The organism is Roseofilum halophilum BLCC-M91 (assembly GCF_030068445.1).
GTDB classification, from domain to species: domain Bacteria; phylum Cyanobacteriota; class Cyanobacteriia; order Cyanobacteriales; family Desertifilaceae; genus Roseofilum; species Roseofilum halophilum.
The window spans coordinates 1-20,801 of sequence record NZ_JAQPOK010000072.1; the positions used below are offsets into that span (position 1 = coordinate 1).

Genomic DNA, 20,801 nt, shown 5'->3' on the forward strand with positions numbered 1-20,801 from the left:
AATAAACTTAGTTTAGCGCACTTAACGCTAAATTGACAACGGAAAGAAATTAACATCACGGCGGTTAAAACCGCTCGTGTCGCATTTCATCCCCCACTTAAAAGATGGAGGCTTTCATGCTCCCGCTATTTTCCCGTAAGGTTCTAGGGTTGTTGACTTCTCAAGATTGCTCCTACTGAATTGAGATGTGTTGACTGCTTTGAGTAAAACTTGTAGATCGGATGAGGGGGTGAGTTCACCCCCTATTTTTTGGCTTTATAGCTTTATAATTGAGTAAATCCCATGGCAGCTAGTTCTTGGCGGAGTCTTTCGCCTTCTTTGGGATTGATGCCTTTATAAAGGGCGATCGCCTCTTTAAATGCCTTAAGGCTTTCGGGAACGTTACCCCCTTTGAGATAGGCAACCCCTAGGTTCTGATAGGCTTGGGCATATTGGGGATTGTATTGGATGGCTTGGCGATAGGCAGCGATCGCACTGTCGAGTTTTCCCAGAGTCTTAAATGCCATGCCTCGGTTAAAGTAACCCTGAGCAAAGGTGGGGTCAATTTCGATGGTTTTCTGGTACATTAACAGGGCATCGCCTAGGTTGCCTTGGGCTTGTAGCAAGTTGCCCAAGTTATTATAGGCTCCTAGTTTTAAGGGCAATAAAACCTCTAGGGCGATCGCCTGTCGATAATACTTGATGGCTTTGGCAAACTTTTGCAGACGACTGTATGCCAATGCCAAATGATAATAGAGTTCAAAGCGGACTAAATCGCTACTTTCCTGGCATAGGGCATGTTCTAAGACCTCAATTCCCTGTTTAACCTCTCCCATTTGGCTGTAGAGCGCTCCCAATTTGCTGCAAGTGTAGGGGTCTCCAGGATGGTCTCTTAAGTAGGTTTCCATGGCTAATTTCGCCCGCTCTGCCTTGTTTTGAGCGGCGATAATGCTCGGTTTATAGCCATAATGATCGATCGCAATTACCGGTAAGCTGGCAATTTTCCAATGGGGTTCATGCTTTAACAAGGCTTCAACTGAATCATCGATAATGGCATGATAGGGGCGGGTAAATTGCACTTGGGGATGATTGCGAAACAGCCTAGACACCAGTGAATAGGGAGATTGGGTGGCTCCAATTTCGTGGCGAATGAGGTTAATCACTAAATGATCTTCGGAGGTTATCGCCTGTTTCAGGGGATTAATTGCGCTGGGATTCAACTGTTCGTCGGCATCTAAGACTAAAATCCAATCTCCCTGTGCATATTTGAGGGACTCATTACGGGCGATCGCAAAATCATTACACCATTTAAAATATTCTACCTGTGCTACCCATTGTCTAGCAATCTCCACGGTGCGATCGCTCGATCCAGTATCTAAAACCACTATTTGATCGACCACATCTTTCACACTTTTCAGACAAGCGGGCAGATTTTGCTCTTCATTTTTAACAATAATGCACAGGCTTAACTTCATAATTAACAATTAACAATTAATAATGGGTAATCGGTAATTGGCTCTTCTCTCATTCTCCGCGCCCCCATGTCCCCGTGTCTCCATGTCTCCGCGTCTCCGCGTCCCCGCGTCCCCCCATTCCCCCATCCCCCCATCCTCTAAAAGATGGGGAGATGGAAACATTCAGGGACTCTCGACTTCTTCGCAGTCGCAAACCACGCTACTGAGAAAATCCTTGACAATGGCGATCGGCAACTCTAACTGTACCCCAATACGATCCACAAAGGCGATCGCATCATTAGCCACTTGTTGCACGCGCTGTCCATCGACATAGAGTCCTTCCGTAGGATATTTCTGCAAAAACTCTAACAAAGAAATCTGGCCATCATCACTAGCAGATAGGGTAACCGCAGAGCGCAGGGCTTGAATATTGGCTTTTCCCGACTTGGTACTAAACAAATAACCTAATTCAAACAACACATACTCTCCGGGTAACGAGTAAAACACTCGATCCACGAATAACAAGTTAATTCCCACGTTATAGGTTAACAACTCGCGCATCTGCTCCGGATCGGCATTGGCAGAATCCAGAATGAACCGAACGATCGCCGATTGTTCTCCCGTTTCCACAAACTCGGTCAAATCGGCCACAGGAACCGACCGAGAAACCGGGCCATACTTAAACACGACTCGTTCAGCACCCAGAGCTGCCGAACTTCCTAAACACAGACTCGCAGCCGTCGCGCACACTAGGGGACGGGCGCGAACCATCCACTGAGAAACCTGGTGTTGAATGGACTGTATAACTGTAGACATAAGCATTGAGTCTCAAAGGTAATCAACCGGATTTACTCAACGGTGGCGCTGAGACGAGAAAGGTTAGTGAAGCTGACGGACTCTAACACAATGGAGTCATCGGCTATATCTTTAATCACGATCGTGCCATCTTCAGAAACTTCCGCCGTATAGCTGCTGGGTTTGCAGGTATTGCTCGCCGGTGCAGCAGCAGAGAGTCCTTCCGTTGTGGGCAGATTACTCGATTCTTCGCATTCACAGACGATATCTTGAAGGAAGCGTTTGGCGACTTCTAAGGCGGGAATAATGCGCTCTACCAGAGCCTTAGCTTGCAGATAAACCGGTTCTAAATTGGTCAGATCGACAGTAATGGTGTCGATAGGATAGCGTTCGAGTAAGCCGATAATGGACAGCTCTCCATCATCTTCTACCGCTTCTAGGAGGGTATTTTTAACCGCTTCTAAGTCATCGCTACTGGCAGATGAGGCGATCGCCTCATCTAACTTCAGAACCACAAACTCCCCGGTAGAGGTATTGATCAAGTCTCGGAAAAAGTTTGGATTGACTTGAATCGATAAATTCAGAATATCTTGTACTCTTGAGGGCACTTGATCGGTATCGTCTAAGAAGCGCTGCAAATCTGAGGGAATCTCACCATTGCGAACAAATGCTCTCAATTCGCGCACCCCTAGGGTGACTTCCTCGGATTTATATTTGAAAATGATCGTATCAGCAGCCTGGGCAGTAGGAGCGAAACAGACCATACTGGCTGCACTCGCTGCGGTTCCCAACAAGGTAGCGATCGCTCCCTGGCGAAAACGATCTAGGGCATTGATGCTAACTCTATCCATCGCGTTCTCCTCAACAGATGTGACTCTATAATAAGCATGATTTGCTCTGGTTGAATCTAAATGCCTTAAAAAATTAAAAATTATGCCCGATCTCTGAGTTTTACCATCCTCTTCAAAACCGCGCACTTTTCAGGGAAGATAAGTAGAGGGGGTTTATGCCCTCCTGATGTGATCCAATCAACCGATAGATAAGTAACCCTATGAATTCAGTCCTCGCCCCTGAGCAGAACTCAACCCGTGAAATCCCCTTATCTCCTGTGCAGCAGAGCCGCCCTGTGTTTCCCTTTACTGCGATTGTGGGACAGGAAGAAATGAAACTAGCCCTGCTGCTTAATGTGATTGACCCGAAAATTGGGGGAGTGATGATTATGGGCGATCGCGGTACGGGTAAATCCACAACCATTCGCGCTTTAGCCGATTTATTACCGGAAATCGAAATCGTTGCCGATGACCCCTTTAACAGCGATCCCCACGATCAAGAACTGATGAGTGATGAAGTCAGACAACGGGCGAGCAACCAAGAAACCCTCCCCATTACGCGCCGCAAAGTGATGATGGTGGATCTGCCTCTGGGGGCAACCGAAGACCGGGTATGCGGAACCATTGATATTGAAAAGGCCCTCTCTGAAGGGGTGAAAGCCTTTGAACCGGGACTATTGGCTAAAGCCAACCGGGGAATTCTCTATGTGGATGAGGTTAACCTTCTTGATGACCATTTAGTGGATGTTTTGCTTGACTCTGCTGCGAGTGGCTGGAATACGGTAGAGCGGGAAGGGATTTCCATCCGTCACCCAGCCCGGTTTGTGTTAGTCGGTTCGGGAAACCCGGAAGAAGGGGAACTCAGACCCCAGTTATTAGACCGGTTTGGAATGCACGCCGAAATTCGCACCGTGAAAGAGCCAGATCTACGGGTGAAAATTGTGGAAGAGCGATCGACGTTTGATAGCAATCCCAAGGCGTTTTTACAACGCTCTCAAACGGAGCAAGAGGCTATACAACAAAGATTGGTACAAGCCAGAGAGCGTCTATCTTCTGTCAATATTGATTATGAATTACGGGTGCAAATTTCCCAAGTCTGTTCGGAATTAGATGTGGATGGTTTGCGCGGTGATATTGTCACTAACCGCGCTGCTAAAGCGTTGGCCGCTTTTGAAGGACGCACAGAGGTGACGGTAGAGGATATTCAACAAGTGGTTACCCTCTGTTTGCGCCACCGTCTGCGGAAAGATCCCCTAGAGTCGATTGATTCTGGTTACAAGGTGCAAAAGGTCTTTTGCCGCGTGTTTGGGTTAGCCGAACCGGAAGCTTAAAGGCAATGGGGAATAAGGAATGGGCGGTCATCCCCCCATCTCCCCATTCTATTCCCGGTCTTCCACCCAACTCGATCGCCAGGCAGCTTCTGCTTGGGCGATCGCATATTCTTTTTGTTTGCGCTGATAGTCTTGTTCCCTAGAGCGCAGGCGATCTTGTAAATGCCTGAGTTGATTGCGGTATCTCGTTACCCTCGGATCGCTAAACTCAATCTCCGATAAACGCAGCTTAACCACCATGATTTTCAGAGGGAGGGAAAAAGGCAAAAGGGCGATCGGATCGAGTTCATCGTCCTCGTCCTCCTCTTCATCCTCCTCTTCATCTTCATCTGGATCGTAGTCCCCCTTTTGCAAGCCAATAATCACTGGGGCTATGGCATCTTGATGTTGTTTGAGCAGCCGTTCCGGTAGTTCCATTTGCCCCTTAAAATCTCCTTGTCTCCTGGGATTGATAAAATTATCTGCTTCCAGGACTAAACTTAAGATATTGGGGACACTTGGAGCCAGAGTCTCTTGAGCGCCCATTGCCTGTTTTGCCAGCTCTAAGAGGGGTTGCGGTATGTCTTCGGTAAAAATTTGGGCCGCCCTCAACACTTGATTCGTTTCCTGGGAGAAGAAGTCTAACTGCTCGAATATTGCTATTTCCAAGTTTTCCTGCCATTGGGCCAGAGCTTGGGGGGTTTGGATCGCAGCCGGTTCTTCTTCGGACTCCAGAAGGCTCAACTCTGAGGATTGAGGTTTGGGATCTGCTTCGGCATCTTCTGGGTTGTCTTCCTCTTCTCTGTCTGAGGAAAGGGTTGGAGGTGCTTGTAGAGGTCTACTGACGATCGCCCTAATTTCCACTTCTGCTTGTTGAGCTAAATCTTTAATCGCTTTCTGTAACTGTTGTCGTTTGCTTAACGAGAGTTCCAGAAATTCTTGAGGATATCCTTTAGTACAGATATGATAACTCGCTAAAATCAACTGTTGGCGCACTGCCGGCCCCAAGTGTCGGGTATAATTGCTGTAGGCTTGATAAAATTCTTCTGCTAAAGAGGCGATCGCACTCTCCAACTCCTCGATCTCTCCTTCGATTCGCTTTATGGATCTAGCCATAATTATACATTTACTCTCAGCTTTTCTACGGGTTACCCCTTCATAGAGTAAAGGAGCGTAACCATCTACGCCCCTTATCCAGCGAGCAGTTAAGGTTGAGAGAAGCAACCCGCCTCCCTCAAACCCTTCATTGATTATTTACCGCTCACTTGTGCAGCCACTTCTTCCGCGAAGTTGCTCTCTTCTTTCTCGATGCCTTCACCCAAGACAAAGCGAGCAAAGCGGCGCACTTGAATATTCTCACCCAATGAGGCGATCGTCTCTGTCACCAATTCACCAACCGTCTTGGTTTGGTCTTTAATGTACGATTGATCCAGTAAGGTTAATTCCTTCAGACGTTTTTCAATCCGTCCAGCCACGATTTTTTCCTTAATGTTATCGGGTTTTTTGGCTAAATCCTCCCGTCCCATTTCAATCGATTTTTCTTTCTCGACAATCTCTGCCGGAATATCCTCTATGCTGACATACTCAACATTCGGATAAGCAGCGATTTGCATGGCAATATCGCGAACCAGGGTTTGGAATGCTTCTCCACGAGCCACAAAATCGGTTTCACAGTTCACTTCCACCAGAACCCCAATCCGACTACCGGTATGGATATAACTATCGATTAAACCCTCAGCCGCCACACGAGAGGACTTTTTACCTGCGGAGGCAATCCCCTTTTTACGCAGCCATTCTGAGGCTTTTTCCAGGTCGCCATCGGTTTCTTGGAGCGCTTTTTTGCAATCCATCATGCCAGCGCCCGTCTTTTCCCGTAGCTCTTTAACCAGTTTTGCTGAAATTTCTGCCATGTTAATTCAGATTCTTGATTACATCAAAGTGCTTACGCACGGCTGATTACTCTTTCATGATAAGCCTGATAAGGCGATCGGCGATCTTCTAGTCTTCCTTACTCTCCCCTTCACCTTCCTCTTCATCCTCATCCTCATCAAAGTCTTCATCATCAAAGTCTTCCTCTGCATCCGGATAATCATCCTGATCCTCTACATAGACTTCGCCATGGTGACCTTCATAGATGGCATCTGCCAGTTTACCCACAATCAACTTAATCGAGCGAATGGCATCATCATTAGCAGGAATAGGATAATCAACCGTATCCGGGTCACAGTTCGTATCCAGCAGAGCCACAATTGGAATATTGAGTTTCAAACATTCCTGAACCGCGTTATACTCCCGCCGTTGGTCAATCACCACTACAATATCAGGAACTTTACGCATCGTCTTGATGCCGCCGAGGTATTTTTGCAGTTTACCCATTTCCCGACGCAATACAGACGCTTCCTTTTTCGGGCGCAAATCTAAAGAACCACTATTTTCCAGGCGTTCGAGTTCTTTTAACCGTTCTACCCGGTTTTTAATCGTGGCCCAGTTTGTCAGCATTCCCCCTAACCAGCGCTGATTGATATAGTAAGCGCCGCAGCGAGAGGCTTCTTGGGCAATAATTCCGGCCGCTTGCCGTTTGGTTCCCACAAACAAAACTTTTCTGCCTTGCTCAGACATGGTACGCATGTACTGATAGGCTTGTTCAATTTTCTGAGCGGTTTGTACCAGATCGATAATATGTACACCGTTGCGGGAGGTGTAGATGTACTGAGACATCTTCGGATTCCAGCGACGGGTTTGGTGTCCGAAATGAACTCCAGATTCTAATAACTGTGCAAGTGAAACAACGGGCATAGGGTTTATTTCTCCTTTCGGGTTTATCCTCCATCTAGGTAGATTGATTTCCAGCACGGAAACACCCGAACCTCCTAGATGTGCGTGTTTAGACAACCTTACTATTAAAGCACAATTTGGATGCGTTTGCCACAAAAATGTCCAATTGTTTCATGGGGAGGGAATAATGCACATCACTTTAACAGGTGACCCATCAGTGGGGTGCAGAAAACGCCTGAAAGAGTTTTCCGCACCAACTAACGGGTTTTATTTTACGTCAGAACTTGTGCGCGTACAGTACCTCCATCACGTCACAGACATAGATGATGCCCGAATAATCCTCGAAAAACTGCTCTGCAATCTCATCGGAAATCTTCGCCGCCATCTCCCGATTGGGGGTGAGTACCTCGAATTTTACATTCGCGTAAGTGTCTCCAACGGTGGGTTGTCCCGACGATCGCACGCCGCGACTGCCTTTACCGCCAGCCGGCACCACCGTATAACCGGTAGCCCCGGCTGCGTCGATGATCTTGCCGACCTTGTTGAGCAGTACCTTTTCCGTGACGATAACGAGCTTGCTGGCTTTCTGAGTCATAGAGGTTACCTCTTAATGGGTTCTGCGATCGCAATTCAAGACTCTATGGTTGTGCCTTGAATCATAATTTTTTAGTTTATGCCAAACTCCTACCCTCTGTTGAAAAAGATTGACTCAGATTAGCGGAAGAATTATATAAAAAAAACTTATGGTTTTGGCGTTATGACCGCCATTCAGGATCAAAACGATGTGGGTCAGGGGGTTAGTCAATTAACATTCACTAGAAGTGTAGATCGCCAAACAAAAGAAAAACTTATCAGTTGAATTTGACATTGCGTTGGAAATCCATGTGACAGAGTGCAAAAATCTGTCCATTTTAGGATAGACTTAAGTACATAAAATTCAAATCTTAATAGATTGGAATCTATGGAATGTGATGCAAAACAGCTATAACCTTCCAGCCTAGTTCAGAGATCGGGTATCTCTGAACACCCTGTCAACAGGTTCTCATCTAGCACCTGTGCTGTAGGGGTGAAGCCCTTCACCTTTACTTTATTGAAGCTCACTTAATCACAATAATCAACCCTCGTAGAAGAGGTGGAAGGAGGTATTCATGGATTTTTTATCCAATTTCTTTACGCTTTTCCTGGGGAAATTGCAGTCCCCGACACTCGGCTTTCTAATTGGTGGTATGGTCGTTGCCGCCGTCAATAGCCGACTGCAAATTCCAGATGCGATCTATAAGTTCATTGTCTTCATGCTGCTCATCAAAGTCGGATTGAGCGGCGGTATTGCCATCCGCAATGCCAATCTGGTAGAGATGCTATTGCCCGCAGCGTTCGCCGTGATTCTAGGTATCCTGATCGTGTTCATCGGGCGCTACACCTTAGCCCTACTGCCGAACGTTAAAGTCGTGGATGCCATTGCGACTGCGGGGTTGTTCGGTGCTGTAAGTGGATCTACCCTCGCTGCTGGTATAACGATCGTCGAATCAGAAGGCATGGCCTACGAACCTTGGGCCGCTGCACTCTATCCCTTCATGGACATCCCAGCGCTCGTAACGGCGATCGTCTTGGCCAGCATTTATGTTAGCAAGCAGAAGCAGCGCCAGGCCGAAGAGGAACAGCGCAGCAAACAGGAGTATCTCGGCGAGCAAGAGTATGGCAGCGAGCAGGGCGGTACAGCAGTCATCAGCAAGCCGCGAGGTAGTGCAAACCACCGGGTTCGGATCTGGCCCATTATCCAGGAAAGCCTCCAGGGTTCTGCCCTATCAGCACTGCTGCTCGGTCTTGCTCTAGGCCTGCTAACCCGGCCCGAAAGTGTTTATGAGAGCTTCTTCAATCCCGGCTTTCGCGGCCTGCTTTCGATCCTGATGCTGGTCATGGGTATGGAGGCCACGGCAAGGATCGGTGAGCTTCGCAAGGTAGGCCAGTGGTACGCTCTATATGCCTTTATTGCACCTCTGCTCCATGGGTTCATCGCCTTCGGTCTCGGCTGGATTGCCCACGTCGCAACAGGATTCAGCCTTGGCGGTGTTGTACTCCTGGCTGTCATTGCCGCCTCCAGTTCAGACATCTCAGGGCCGCCTACTTTACGAGCTGGTATTCCGTCGGCCAATCCCTCCGCGTACATCGGCTCGTCCACAGCCGTCGGCACGCCAGTGGCACTGGCTTTGGGAATCCCGCTCTTCCTCAGCCTTGCCCAAGCGCTGGGTGGTTGAATTCCAAACGTGGTCTGCCGGCACTTCTGCCCGGCGACCAACGCGGCGGCTATAATGCCGAATCTAGACCGCTTCTCCACTTTCACTTTTTACCTTTAATTAAAGATGGAACCCTTATCATCAAACCCTTCTCCTCGCTCGTTCAGTTGGTTTAATGGAGACCGCGTCGTTCGTGTTCTCGAACTGGTGCAGGACTTAATTGTGATTTCGTTGTGCATTGGCCTGTTTAGCTTCATGGTCATGCAATTACGAGAGATGTTTCTATCCCTATTGCCTCCTTTGAACTTTCCTCGGGTCACTGCTGATATCTTGTTCTTGCTCATTCTGGTGGAATTGTTTCGATTGCTGATTATTTATTTAAAGGAGCATCGAGTTTCCATTGGAGTTGCCGTGGAGGTCTCTATCGTCTCTGTACTGCGGGAAATTATTGTCCGAGGGATTTTGGAAACTCCGTGGGTGCAGGTTATGGCGGCCTGCTCTTTTCTGATCGTGCTGGGAGGCTTATTAGTCGTCCGTGCTTGGATTCCGCCGACCTTTGATGGCGTTGACCCAGAGCAGCAGGTGTCCCGCCGTCACCAGATACGCTTTAGTCAATCATCGGCTGAAAGGGACGGCAAACTGGATGCTAAATCCTTATCTTTGAAGTAAGCCAGCTTTGATCCTGCCTGCATTCATTCACCCTAATCGATCGCAAACCAAAACCATTATGTCTGGGCCAATGACTTCTTCGCTGGTGTCAACGTCCCGCCGGTACAAAAAAAAACACAGCTACTTAAAAAGCCGGGGTCATGCCCCGGCTTTTTAGTTTGATCGGCTGGGTTTTAAGCTTAGGGGTACAGAAAACTCCTGAATTTCCTTCTACTATTCGATTTTTTAAGGTAGTATGCAGATACAATAATCAAAAGTATCAGAAAATCTTATTCTATACATAGATTAAACACTAAGTATAGATAGAAAGATTAAACCTTATTAGCTGTATATTAATATACAGTTTTTTTACTACCAAGGAAAACCGGTTCAAAAATGAAAGTCTTTAACCGAATCAATTTAAATAACTTAAAGGGGGATATCTTTGGCGGTCTCACCGCCACCGTAATTGCCCTTCCGATGGCCCTGGCCTTCGGGGTTGCCTCTGGTGCAGGGGCCCAAGCTGGACTCTATGGTGCAGTTTTGGTCGGCTTATTTGCCGCCCTCTTTGGGGGAACGCCAACCCTGATTTCTGAACCCACTGGGCCGATGACGGTGATTATGACCGCCGTGATTGCCAGCCTAGTCGGTTCCTACGGTCAAGAGCAAGGTCTAGCCATGGCCTTTACCGTGGTGATGATGGCTGGGGTATTTCAGATTTTATTTGGAGTCTTGAGGTTAGGGAAGTATGTCACCCTCATGCCTTACACGGTAATCTCTGGGTTCATGTCCGGGATTGGTTTAATCATGATCATCCTGCAATTGGGGCCCTTTCTAGGTCAGGCCAGTCCCAAAGGCGGTGTGATTGGAACGATTACCTCCCTACCCGATCTATTCGCGAATATTCAACCGACCGAATTAATTTTAGCCTCAATCACTGTGGCGATTCTGTTCTTAACGCCCTCGAAAGTTAAGCGTTTAGTGCCTCCCCAACTGATTGCCTTAGTTGTAGGAACGATTATCTCGGTGACTCTGTTCGGAAATGCTGATTTACGGCGGATTGGTGAAATTCCTGGCGGTTTGCCTAGCATCCAATTACCGATTTTCAGTGTTGGAGCGATGAGAATCATGGTGGTTGATGCTCTCGTTCTAGCGATGCTCGGATGTATTGATGCGCTGTTAACGTCTGTGGTGGCTGATAGTTTAACCCGTACCCAACATAATTCTAATAAGGAGTTAATTGGTCAAGGTTTGGGGAATATCATGTCTGGTTTATTCGGCGGTATTGCCGGTGCTGGGGCAACCATGGGAACGGTGATTAATATCCAAACGGGAGGACGCACGGCTCTCTCTGGTGTCGTTCGGGCGGTGGCTTTACTCTGTGTGGTTCTGTTTGCCGGTGGATTAACTCAAAGTATTCCCTTGGCAGTGTTGGCAGGGATTGCGCTGAAAGTGGGTATTGATATTATTGACTGGGGCTTCTTGAAACAAGCTCATAAGGTTTCTTTGAAAGGGGCCTTGATTATGTACGGTGTGATTGGGTTAACGGTATTTGTAGATTTGATTACAGCCGTTGGGGTTGGGGTGTTTATTGCGAATATCTTGACCATTGACCGTCTCAGTGAACTTCAGTCCAATGATGTGAAGACGATTACGGATGCTGATGATGCGATCTTGCTTAATGATGAAGAGAAAGAACTGCTCGATCGCGCCAATAACCGAGTGTTGCTGTTCCACTTAAGCGGGCCGATGATTTTCGGGGTGGCTAAGGCGATTTCTCGCGAGCATACGGCGATGGAAGACCATGATGTTCTGATTGTGGATTTGACGGATGTGCCGGTGATGGGGGTTACGTCTTCTTTAGCGATTCAAAATGCGATTCAAGATGCTCTTGATGAAGGTCGTCAGGTGATGATTGTCGGTGCTTCTGGTAAAGTGGAACGGCGGTTAGAAAAGTTGGGTGTATTGGCGGCGTTACCTCCGAATCACCTGTTTGTAGACCGCACGGAAGCGTTGCGTCAGGCGATCGCATTACTCAACCCTGACCCATCTGACACATATGAGTCTCCAAGCGATAGCGCTTCGGGTATTGCGTCTTCCCCTGATTTATCCCGTCCTTCGTTGAACAATTGAACTCAAGTTCTCTTTGTGTTGATTAACCTGGCATCTTTGATGTCAGGTTAATTGACGTTTCCAAGCTAACGTTAACCCGTCGCCAATGGGGACTAAAGTTAACTCAATGCGCTCATCTTTTTTGAGCGTTTGATTAAAGTCTCGAATGGCTTGGGTGCGCGGATCGTTGACTTGGGGATCGGCGACTTGTCCGAACCATAAGACGTTATCAATGGCAATGATGCCTCCTGGACGCACCAAGGTTAAGGCTTTTTCGTAGTAGTTCAGATAATTGCGTTTGTCGGCATCAATAAAGGCAAAATCAAATGTATTGTCTTCCCCGTTGGCGATCAGTCGATCCAGGGTGTCTAAGGCGGGGGCAATGCGTAAGTCAATGCGATCGCCCACCCCTGCCTTTTGCCAATAGCGACGCGCTACATCGGTTACCTGTGCATCCACATCACAAGCCACGATCCGACCCTCTGGAGGCAAGGCTAAGGCCACCACTAAGCTACTATACCCCGTAAATACCCCAATCTCTAAGGTTTTTTTCGCCCCCATCAACCGCACCAGAAACGCCATAAACTGGCCTTGTTCCGGGGAAATTTGCATCCCTCCCCTAGGATTTTGAGCCGTTTCTGCTCGCAGTTGGGCTAAAATTTTGGGTTCTCTCAGGGATACCTGTTGTAGATAATAATACAGTTCAGGGGTGAGATTTAAGGTTTGTAGGGACATAATATAGCGCTTTGCACGGTAATCGGTAATGGGTAATCGGTAATGGGAACAACGATTTTTCAGGATTTGATTCGGCAAACAGCAAGGTTACAGGGGCGATCGCCTTTCTGTGCGCTACGGAAAACAACAAAATTGCCGCAGTTTAGCTGATTCTACCACTGACATGAGAATATCTGTGGCTACGGGTTTAACTAAGTATCCATCCACCCCTAGATGGTGTTCTCGATCAAACCAACTGGGAGCATGACAATCCGTGAGGGCAACAATGGTTACACCACATTTTTGAGCCTGCTCTCGCAATTGATGGACAAAATCTGCCGACCATTGATGACAATTGCCTGATAAAATCACTAAACACGGAAGGGTCTGACCCGATAGAGTCACTGCCTGTTCTGGTGACTTGGCGATCGCTACTTGACAGGGCACATGGTTAAGTAGCGATTGCAAGAGGTTAAGATCGTCTAACTCTTGCCCTAAGAGTAAAACATTATTTTTTAAAGTTTCCATATTCCCGTTAAACCAAGTTACTGGTGGCTCAAGAGCTACAAATGGTTTATGCTCCCTTGAGACAGATAGGTTATTAATCTTCTAGTCCTATCATTTCAGACAATATGCCTCGATCCCCAATAATTTCCAGTTTTTTTCGGTTTTACAGACTTAAAGCTTAAATTATAAACATTTATAAGATACCGATAAGAGAATAACTCACAAAAACTCTAAGTTTTATAAAGAATTGGATCGAGGTTTGAAACAGTTCTATAAGCTATTCCCTATTCCCCAGCGCGTCGCGCTATATGCGTTTTGCCAATCGTAATTTTGCCGATCGCGCACGGGGATTGTTTTGGATTTCTTCTGCTTGAGGAATAATCGGTTTTTTCGTCAAAACGGTAAGCTGTGGGGAATCTTTGAAGTAATGTTTGACACAACGATCTTCTAAGGAGTGAAAACTAATCACCCCTAAAATGCCCCCCGGTTTTAACCAGTTTGAAGCCCGTTCTAGGAACTGGGGCAAAACGGTTAACTCTCCATTGACTGCAATCCGCAGAGCTTGAAACACCCGTGTTGCGGGATGAATTCGCCCATGACGAGCGCGAGGGGGATAACAGGAGGCGATCGCCTGGGCCAACTCAGTGGTCGTGTTAAAGGGACGCTTGGCCACAATAGAGCGAGCAATGCGTCGGGATAAACGCTCCTCACCATACTGATAAAAGATATCCGCCAATTCCTTCTCCTCCCCATGATTAATCAAATCACCAGCCGTCAGAGATTGGTCTTGATTCATCCGCATATCTAAGGGCGCAGTATGGCGAAAACTAAACCCCCGTTCCGGGATATCAAATTGGGCCGAACTGACTCCTAAATCGGCGATAATGCCATCAAAGTGTTCCGCTTCGCCAGGATAATCAACAAAATTGCCCTGCCAGAAGGTTAGGCGATCGCCATACTCCGATAAAGTACATTGAGCCGCCTCCAGTGCTTGCCTATCTTGGTCAATTGCCGTTACCGAGATCTGCGGACTTTGGGCAAACAGCAACAAGGTATGGCCGCCCCCTCCCACCGTCGCATCCAGATACTTGCCCCCTGGACGCACTTCGAGACCTTGGATTAACTCCGACCCTAAAACGGGAATATGTACAAACTCTGTCACAGGCTGGTAATGGGTAATTGCTAATGGGTAATTGCTAATGGGTAATGGTTTATTCCCCCACTCCCTATTCCCTAATCTAAAACTCTCCGGCTCCCCAACCGTCTACTTCCTGAGCCGCACGGATCACAAATGCTGATAAATTCTCGACTTCTTCCGACTCCATCCACTCCGGACTGACTTCACGACAGGCATATTTTTGATATCCCTGCTGTTGTTTTAAGGGGGCGCGTAAAAAACCGACCATATTACTAATGTTATCTAGGGGAGGGCTGGCATTATGCAGAGACTCCAAAGACAAGGACTCATATTCACTGAGCAGGGTTGTGCCACCCAAATGGCAATTTTCACAATTTTTATTAAACAGGGTTTTACCTTCCGATAACTGATCCGGGGTCACGGTTTGCGTATTACCTTCCGTATCTAAGGGAACCTCTACCGGTTCCAAAGCTTTCAGGAAACGGATCACATACCGATCCGATGCCAAGGCAGATGGAGTAGCCAGAGTCCAGAGGAAAGCGATCGTTAAGGCGATCGCCACCACCGGACGTACCCAAGCCCTCCATCGTTGAACACTCTGAGTCACACAGAAGCTTAAACCAGATTTGAATCGAGGGAAATTAATCATGAACTTTACATCAATAAACATTAACAGCAGCAGTACCTAAGACTGCTGCTAACCTGGAAAAAGAGCCACTCCTACCCCCAGGAGATCCCCAAGAGTAGGAGCGCAATCCTTGAGAATTAACGAGTATTTTTACCCGCTCCCCACTGATTCGGACGCACATTCATTTCTACCAGAATATAGGAGCCGATCGCTTCTAAATCCTCATCACTGAGGTTTCTCATTTCTGGGAAAATATCCGCACTCCGGGTACTCGGATGGAGTTCATAGATTTCAATCTCTCCATCATAGGTCGTGGGATTCTGCATATAATCGACTAAAGCCCCTAGATTATCACGGGGGGGTTCTGCCCCAGCCATAGCCTCAATACCCAAGCCCACATTCGGGTTGGTTTTAGTCATCCCTGTTCCATGACACTGGGAGCAGGTATCGACAAACAATCTCTTCCCTAACACATACTCTTCTTGAGTAATTGTGGTCGTTTCACCCGATTCATTAATGGGAATGGTGCGGTTCTGTTCGGAAATATTGGCAGCCGTCGCACTCCCGACAACAACGTTCAGAGCCAGAAATACAGTGGCTAATATCAGCACAATGTATCGTTTCAGCATGGTTCTCCCTCAAAGACTATGACATTTTGTTATTGGAATTTTCAACACCTTGGCCGACCCTAGCCCAATTGTCGGTACAATACCCACTGGACTTGAGATCGTAACCTTCTATGTTGATCTTCATTATGAATATCATGCCACTGTGGGGTCTTTAGACCAACTCTCAGATGAGATTTTCATTGAAGTTCAACCAAAATGGGGTTACGCATAGTCCCAGTCTTTTGTCAAGATTCGTCCCATGGATAAACGCCAACTTCGTAAACAGTTACTCCAGGCTCGCGAGTCCCTGTCTGTGGAAGACTCGAAAGCGAAAAGCGATCGCCTGTGCCAGAATCTCAAAGAGGCTCCCCTGTTTCAGCAAGCCCAAACCATTCTCGCCTATTGGAGTCATCGCCGAGAGCCGGATCTGAGTGCGTTGTGGGCAGAACGGGAGGTTTGGGGATTGCCTCGAACCGTGGGTAAATCTCTTTCCTGGCATATCTGGAAGCCTTCAGAACCCCTGCAAACGGGAAAATATGGCATTTTTGAACCTCACCCCGATGCACCGGTTTTAAGGCCCCAGGATGTGGATTTAATTTTGGTTCCGGCGGTGGGATGCGATCGCCAAGGATATCGTTTAGGCTATGGGGGTGGATATTATGACCGCTTGCTCAGTAAGGCAGATTGGAGGAAGATTCCAACAATTGGTATTATCTTTGACTTTGCTTGGGTGGAGCAACTGCCAGTAGAGGACTGGGATATCCCCTTAACGGCTATTTGTAGCGATCGCCAGGTTAGGCTGATAGATCAATGGAGAGTTTAAGGTAAACAAGTTTATGACCCCAAAACGCATTGCGGAAATTCTACGTCAAGGAAACCCAGACGATCGCCTGACGATCCAAGGATGGGTACGCACGAAACGGGAACTGAAAGGGTTTTCGTTTATGGAAGTCAATGATGGTTCCTGTTTAGCTTCTTTGCAAGTGGTTCTGGATCGGGAAATGCCCCAGTATGAACAAGTGCTGAAGTCCTTGAATACCGGTGCATCGGTGGAAGTGGAGGGAGTTTTGGTCGCTTCTCCAGCCAAGGGACAACGGGTGGAGTTAAAAGCAGAAAAAGTGGTGGTGTATGGGGAAGCAGATGAGAATTATCCCTTGCAGAAAAAGCGTCATTCATTTGAGTTTTTACGAACCATTGCCCATTGGCGATCGCGCACCAATACGTTAGGGGCAGTTTTCCGCGTCCGCAATGCCTGTTCAGCCGCCGTTCACGAATTTTTTCAACAACGGGGCTTTTTGTGGGTTCACACCCCCATTATCACCGGGAATGATTGCGAAGGAGCGGGTGAGTTATTGGCAGTGACGAGCTTGGATCTACAAAATGTCCCCCGCACAAAAGAGCAAGCGGTGGACTATTCCCAAGACTTTTTTGGCAAACCCGCTTATCTCACCGTGAGCGGACAACTCGAAGCGGAAGTCATGGCCATGGCCTTTGGTAATGTTTATACCTTTGGCCCCACATTTCGAGCGGAAAACTCGAATACCTCCCGCCATTTAGCCGAGTTTTGGATGATTGAACCGGAAATGGCGTTTTGCGATTTAGAGGGCAATATGGATTTAGCCGAGCAGTTTTTGCAGTTTGTGTTTAAGTCGGTGTTGGAGAAGTGCCCGGAGGATATGGAGTTTTTCAACAAACGGATTAATGACACGGTATTAGCGACAGCCGATAATATTATTAACAATCAGTTTGAACGGGTCACGTATACAGAGGCGATCGCCCTTTTAGAAAAAGCCCCCGATAAATTTGAGTTTCCCGTAGAATGGGGGTTAGACCTGCAATCAGAACACGAGCGCTATTTAGCCGAGAAGTTATTCAAAAAACCGGTGATTGTCACCGATTATCCCCTAGAGATTAAAGCCTTCTATATGCGCGTCGGGGATGATGGAAAAACCGTCCGCGCAATGGATGTCCTCGCGCCCAATATCGGCGAAATTATCGGCGGTTCCCAACGGGAAGAGCGCTTAGATATCCTGGAAAATCGGATGCAATCCCATGGCATTAACCCAGAGGAGTTATGGTGGTATTTAGATTTGCGGCGCTTTGGAAGTGTTCCCCATGCCGGTTTTGGGTTAGGCTTTGAACGGTTGGTGCAATTTATGACCGGAATGGGGAACATTCGCGATGTGATTCCCTTCCCCCGCGCTCCCCTGAGTTTAGACTTTTAAGCCGAGATCTTGCCCTCTCCCTATACAGCACTTTTCTTTGAACAACATCATGATTTAGAAATCCCTTGACGTAAGCCAACGGCAATTTTACTATGTTGTTCGATCTGAGTCATCACTTGTTTAGCCCGTTCAATCACTACCTTGGGTAAACCAGCTAATCGTCCGGCTTCAATGCCATAGGATTTATCCGCGCCACCGGGTTGAACTTGGTGCAAAAAGATGATTTTATCGGGCATTTCTTTGACCGTGACTTGGTAATTAGCCACATTATCTAAAATTGAGGCTAATTCATTGAGTTCATGGTAATGGGTGGCAAAAATGGTTCGTGCTTTGATTTCTGTGGCTAAGTATTCGGCTACAGCCCAAGCAATAGATAAACCGTCAAAAGTGGCAGTTCCGCGACCAATTTCATCTAATAAAACTAAGGAATGAGAAGTGCCATGATTGAGAATATTGGCGGTTTCATTCATTTCTACCATGAATGTAGATTGACCGGTGGCTAAATCATCTACTGCACCGACACGGGTAAAGATGCGATCGCAAAGTCCCAATGTCGCCGATGTTGCCGGGACAAAACTCCCGATTTGCGCCATCAGTTGAATTAACCCCACCTGCCGCAGATAGCAGCTTTTTCCACTAGCATTGGGCCCCGTTAAAATTACTAGATCTGTAGATTCTTTTTTATCATTTTTGGCTAAACTTGTGGAATTAGGCACAAAAAATGGCCGTCCTAAAGTCTGCTCAACCACCGGATGTCGGCCTTCCCGGATGATAATTTCTCTACCTTCGGTTAAGGTGGGACGACAGTATCCTTGAACGACTGCAACTTGTGCTAATCCAGATAACCCATCGATCGCCGCAACTGCGCGGGAAACACTGCGAATTAACTCCGTTTGTTCCCCCACTTCAGTTCGCAATTGCACAAATAACTCATATTCCAATTGGTTTAAATCTTCTCGTGCGCTCAGAATTCTGGCTTCCCGTTCTTTCAGTTCTTGGGTAATATACCGTTCTTCATTAACTAAGGTTTGTTTGCGGGTATAGTCTTCCGGAACTCGATCGGCTTTAGAGCGAGCAATACTGATGTAATATCCAAAGGTTTTGTTATACCCGACTTTCAGGTTAGAAATGCCCGTTCTTTCCCGTTCGCGGGTTTCTAAAGAGGCTAACCATTCTTGATCCTCTTGCGCTTCCGATCGCATATCATCTAAGTCCCCATTCACCCCCGCTTGAATCAAACCCCCTTCTTTCAACTGCTGTGGGGGATTTTCTACTAAATAGGCTTTAATTTTATGGGCTAATTGTTCTAATTCCGGTGGCACAGTTTGCAGCGCCCTCAGAAACGGCGATCGCCCCTGACTGGCTAACTGGGCAAGGTGGGGTAACTGGGCTAAAGATGCTGCCAAAGAGATCAGATCCTTAGCATTAGCGCTTCCCGATCCCGCTTTCCCGGTGAGCCGTTCCAGATCGGCAATTTGGCGTAAATTTTGCCGAATTGAGTCCCTTAATTCCGTATCCTGGACTAATTCGGCGATCGTGTCCTGTCGCGCTTCAATCCCTTTCACCTTCAGCAACGGCTGCAAGATCCAGCGACGCAGGGCACGCCCTCCCATGGCAGTTAAGGTGCGATCGATGGCACATAACAGGGAACCATTGAAGGTGCGATCGCGCACAGTTTCCGTAATTTCTAAGTTGCGGCGACTTTGATGGTCTAAAATCAGGAAATCCTGGGTGGAATAACTGCGCAATAATTGCAGGGTGACAGCATTTTGCTTCTGTGTCTCCTCCACATATTCTAAGAGTCCCCCCGCAGCGCGAACCCCCAAAGGAATGCGATCGCATCCCATCCCCTCCAAGGATCTGACCTTGAACTTACTCAGCAGGCGATCGGTTGCCTCTTGCAGGCTAAAGACAACCTGCGATCGCCAAGAATAGCAAAAACAATCCGGTAACCCCTCCGGAAGGCGATCGGACTTTTCCCCAGGGCGCAACATTTTGCCCAGATCCGGCGCATCCGTCGGCATCAAAATCTCCGAAGGTTGCAAGCGCATTAATTCCTGATGCAAATGCTCCAAACCCCTCGCTTGAGTCGTAAAAAACTCCCCCGTAGAAATATCCGCATAGGCTAATCCCCAGTAGTCTTTAGCCAGCACCACTGCCGCTAAAAAATTATTCTGACGAGCGCTTAACATCGACTCATCCGTGAGGGTTCCAGGGGTCAAAATTTTCGTAATCTCCCGCGTCACCATCCGCTTTTCCGCCTGCGCGACTGCCGCATCTTCCGTCTGATCGCAGACTACAACCGGATAGCCTTTTTCCACCAATTGGGGACAATATCGTTCCAGGGCATGATGGGGAACCCCTGTCATCGGCACTCGCCCAATTTCTTTACCCCCATCCCGACTCGTAAGCGCCAATTCTAACTGTACCGACAGGGTAACCGCATCCTGAAAAAAGCATTCAAAAAAATCACCCACTCGGTAGAGCAACAGGGCATGGGGATATTGTTCCTTCACCTGCACATAATGCTGAAGCATGGGCGTGAGTTTCTTGTGATCCAACTCTCGATAATCAGCATTAGGAATATTGAAGTCTTCCGAACCAGTAGCAGAATAACTCACAGGCGCTGGTCATGGGTAATGGGCAATAAAATATTATAACAGAAGCAAGATTAGGGAAAAATGAGTTAAATTCTTACTCATTATATCAAGTCCGATTGTTCATGTCCGCGAAGCGGAAATACCATGATTAAAAATTTAGGGAGCGAGACGCTCCCACTCCAGTAATATCAAGGGATTAGAGGAGTGCGGGCATCTTGCCCGCTTCTTCACCCTTTATCCGGAC

At 47.5% G+C, this 20,801-nt stretch carries 19 protein-coding genes; 6 read left to right on the plus strand and 13 right to left on the minus strand.

Annotation, left to right across the window (positions count from 1 at the left end; all coding sequences use genetic code 11):
• Positions 1–263: 263 nt before the first annotated feature.
• The 3 genes from PJF56_RS08885 to PJF56_RS08895 all read right to left on the minus strand — a co-directional run bounded on the left by PJF56_RS08885 (position 264) and on the right by PJF56_RS08895 (position 3,079).
• Positions 264–1,454, minus strand: a complete 1,191-nt coding sequence (locus PJF56_RS08885; RefSeq protein ID WP_283762306.1) for a tetratricopeptide repeat protein — start codon at positions 1,452–1,454, stop codon at positions 264–266.
• 162 nt (positions 1,455–1,616) lie between these two features.
• Entirely contained in the window at positions 1,617–2,249 is a 633-nt protein-coding gene (locus PJF56_RS08890; protein WP_283762307.1) for an alpha/beta hydrolase, read from the minus strand.
• Between the two features lie 32 nt (positions 2,250–2,281).
• A complete protein-coding gene (locus PJF56_RS08895; RefSeq protein WP_283762308.1) occupies positions 2,282–3,079 on the minus strand; it encodes an alpha/beta hydrolase in 798 nt (265 codons plus the stop codon).
• A 200-nt stretch (positions 3,080–3,279) separates the two neighbouring features.
• Between PJF56_RS08895 and bchI the strand changes: the two genes are divergently transcribed.
• Positions 3,280–4,389 carry a magnesium chelatase ATPase subunit I gene (gene bchI, locus PJF56_RS08900; RefSeq protein ID WP_283762309.1) on the plus strand — a complete coding sequence of 370 codons (1,110 nt, stop codon included), beginning with the start codon at positions 3,280–3,282 and terminating at the stop codon, positions 4,387–4,389.
• 48 nt (positions 4,390–4,437) lie between these two features.
• On the opposite strand, the gene PJF56_RS08905 is transcribed toward bchI, so the two are convergent.
• The 4 genes from PJF56_RS08905 to PJF56_RS08920 form a co-directional block, all read right to left on the minus strand.
• The gene (locus PJF56_RS08905; RefSeq protein ID WP_283762310.1) at positions 4,438–5,484 is read right to left on the minus strand and encodes a hypothetical protein; all 1,047 of its coding nucleotides are present in this window, start codon (positions 5,482–5,484) and stop codon (positions 4,438–4,440) included.
• Positions 5,485–5,618: 134 nt separating this feature from the next.
• Positions 5,619–6,278: a translation elongation factor Ts gene (tsf, locus tag PJF56_RS08910; protein ID WP_283762311.1), complete on the minus strand. Its 660-nt coding sequence runs from the start codon at positions 6,276–6,278 to the stop codon at positions 5,619–5,621.
• Between the two features lie 88 nt (positions 6,279–6,366).
• Positions 6,367–7,164 (minus strand): 30S ribosomal protein S2, encoded by a 798-nt coding sequence (gene rpsB / locus PJF56_RS08915; RefSeq protein WP_283762312.1) that lies wholly within the window; start codon positions 7,162–7,164, stop codon positions 6,367–6,369.
• 256 nt (positions 7,165–7,420) lie between these two features.
• Complete coding sequence (locus PJF56_RS08920; protein ID WP_283762313.1) at positions 7,421–7,738, minus strand: P-II family nitrogen regulator; 318 nt, start codon at positions 7,736–7,738, stop codon at positions 7,421–7,423.
• A gap of 553 nt (positions 7,739–8,291) precedes the next feature.
• On the opposite strand from PJF56_RS08920, the gene PJF56_RS08925 reads away from it, so the two are divergent.
• From PJF56_RS08925 to bicA, 3 genes are all read left to right on the plus strand, one after another.
• Positions 8,292–9,398, plus strand: coding sequence for a sodium-dependent bicarbonate transport family permease (locus PJF56_RS08925; RefSeq protein WP_283762314.1), 1,107 nt, complete (start codon positions 8,292–8,294; stop codon positions 9,396–9,398).
• A gap of 105 nt (positions 9,399–9,503) precedes the next feature.
• Positions 9,504–10,046, plus strand: coding sequence for a phosphate-starvation-inducible PsiE family protein (locus PJF56_RS08930; protein ID WP_283762315.1), 543 nt, complete (start codon positions 9,504–9,506; stop codon positions 10,044–10,046).
• Between the two features lie 375 nt (positions 10,047–10,421).
• Positions 10,422–12,158, plus strand: a complete 1,737-nt coding sequence (bicA, locus tag PJF56_RS08935; RefSeq protein WP_283762316.1) for a bicarbonate transporter BicA — start codon at positions 10,422–10,424, stop codon at positions 12,156–12,158.
• Between the two features lie 42 nt (positions 12,159–12,200).
• Here the strand turns inward: bicA and PJF56_RS08940 are convergent, their stop codons facing one another.
• From PJF56_RS08940 to psbV, 5 genes are all read right to left on the minus strand, one after another.
• Positions 12,201–12,872, minus strand: a complete 672-nt coding sequence (locus tag PJF56_RS08940; protein ID WP_347179502.1) for a class I SAM-dependent methyltransferase — start codon at positions 12,870–12,872, stop codon at positions 12,201–12,203.
• A gap of 114 nt (positions 12,873–12,986) precedes the next feature.
• Positions 12,987–13,379 carry a response regulator gene (locus PJF56_RS08945; RefSeq protein ID WP_283762318.1) on the minus strand — a complete coding sequence of 131 codons (393 nt, stop codon included), beginning with the start codon at positions 13,377–13,379 and terminating at the stop codon, positions 12,987–12,989.
• A gap of 283 nt (positions 13,380–13,662) precedes the next feature.
• Positions 13,663–14,520, minus strand: a complete 858-nt coding sequence (rsmH, locus tag PJF56_RS08950; protein ID WP_283762319.1) for a 16S rRNA (cytosine(1402)-N(4))-methyltransferase RsmH — start codon at positions 14,518–14,520, stop codon at positions 13,663–13,665.
• Positions 14,521–14,596: 76 nt separating this feature from the next.
• Positions 14,597–15,103: a photosystem II cytochrome PsbV2 gene (gene psbV2, locus PJF56_RS08955; RefSeq protein WP_283762320.1), complete on the minus strand. Its 507-nt coding sequence runs from the start codon at positions 15,101–15,103 to the stop codon at positions 14,597–14,599.
• Between the two features lie 158 nt (positions 15,104–15,261).
• Positions 15,262–15,753 (minus strand): photosystem II cytochrome c-550, encoded by a 492-nt coding sequence (gene psbV / locus PJF56_RS08960; protein ID WP_283762321.1) that lies wholly within the window; start codon positions 15,751–15,753, stop codon positions 15,262–15,264.
• A gap of 238 nt (positions 15,754–15,991) precedes the next feature.
• Between psbV and PJF56_RS08965 the strand changes: the two genes are divergently transcribed.
• Both PJF56_RS08965 and asnS read left to right on the plus strand, forming a co-directional pair.
• On the plus strand, positions 15,992–16,555 hold the full coding sequence (locus PJF56_RS08965) for a 5-formyltetrahydrofolate cyclo-ligase (protein ID WP_283762322.1): 564 nt from the start codon (positions 15,992–15,994) through the stop codon (positions 16,553–16,555).
• Between the two features lie 13 nt (positions 16,556–16,568).
• Positions 16,569–17,957: an asparagine--tRNA ligase gene (gene asnS / locus PJF56_RS08970; RefSeq protein ID WP_283762323.1), complete on the plus strand. Its 1,389-nt coding sequence runs from the start codon at positions 16,569–16,571 to the stop codon at positions 17,955–17,957.
• Between the two features lie 47 nt (positions 17,958–18,004).
• On the opposite strand, the gene mutS is transcribed toward asnS, so the two are convergent.
• Positions 18,005–20,494 (minus strand): DNA mismatch repair protein MutS, encoded by a 2,490-nt coding sequence (gene mutS, locus PJF56_RS08975; protein WP_430540879.1) that lies wholly within the window; start codon positions 20,492–20,494, stop codon positions 18,005–18,007.
• Positions 20,495–20,801: the final 307 nt, after the last annotated feature.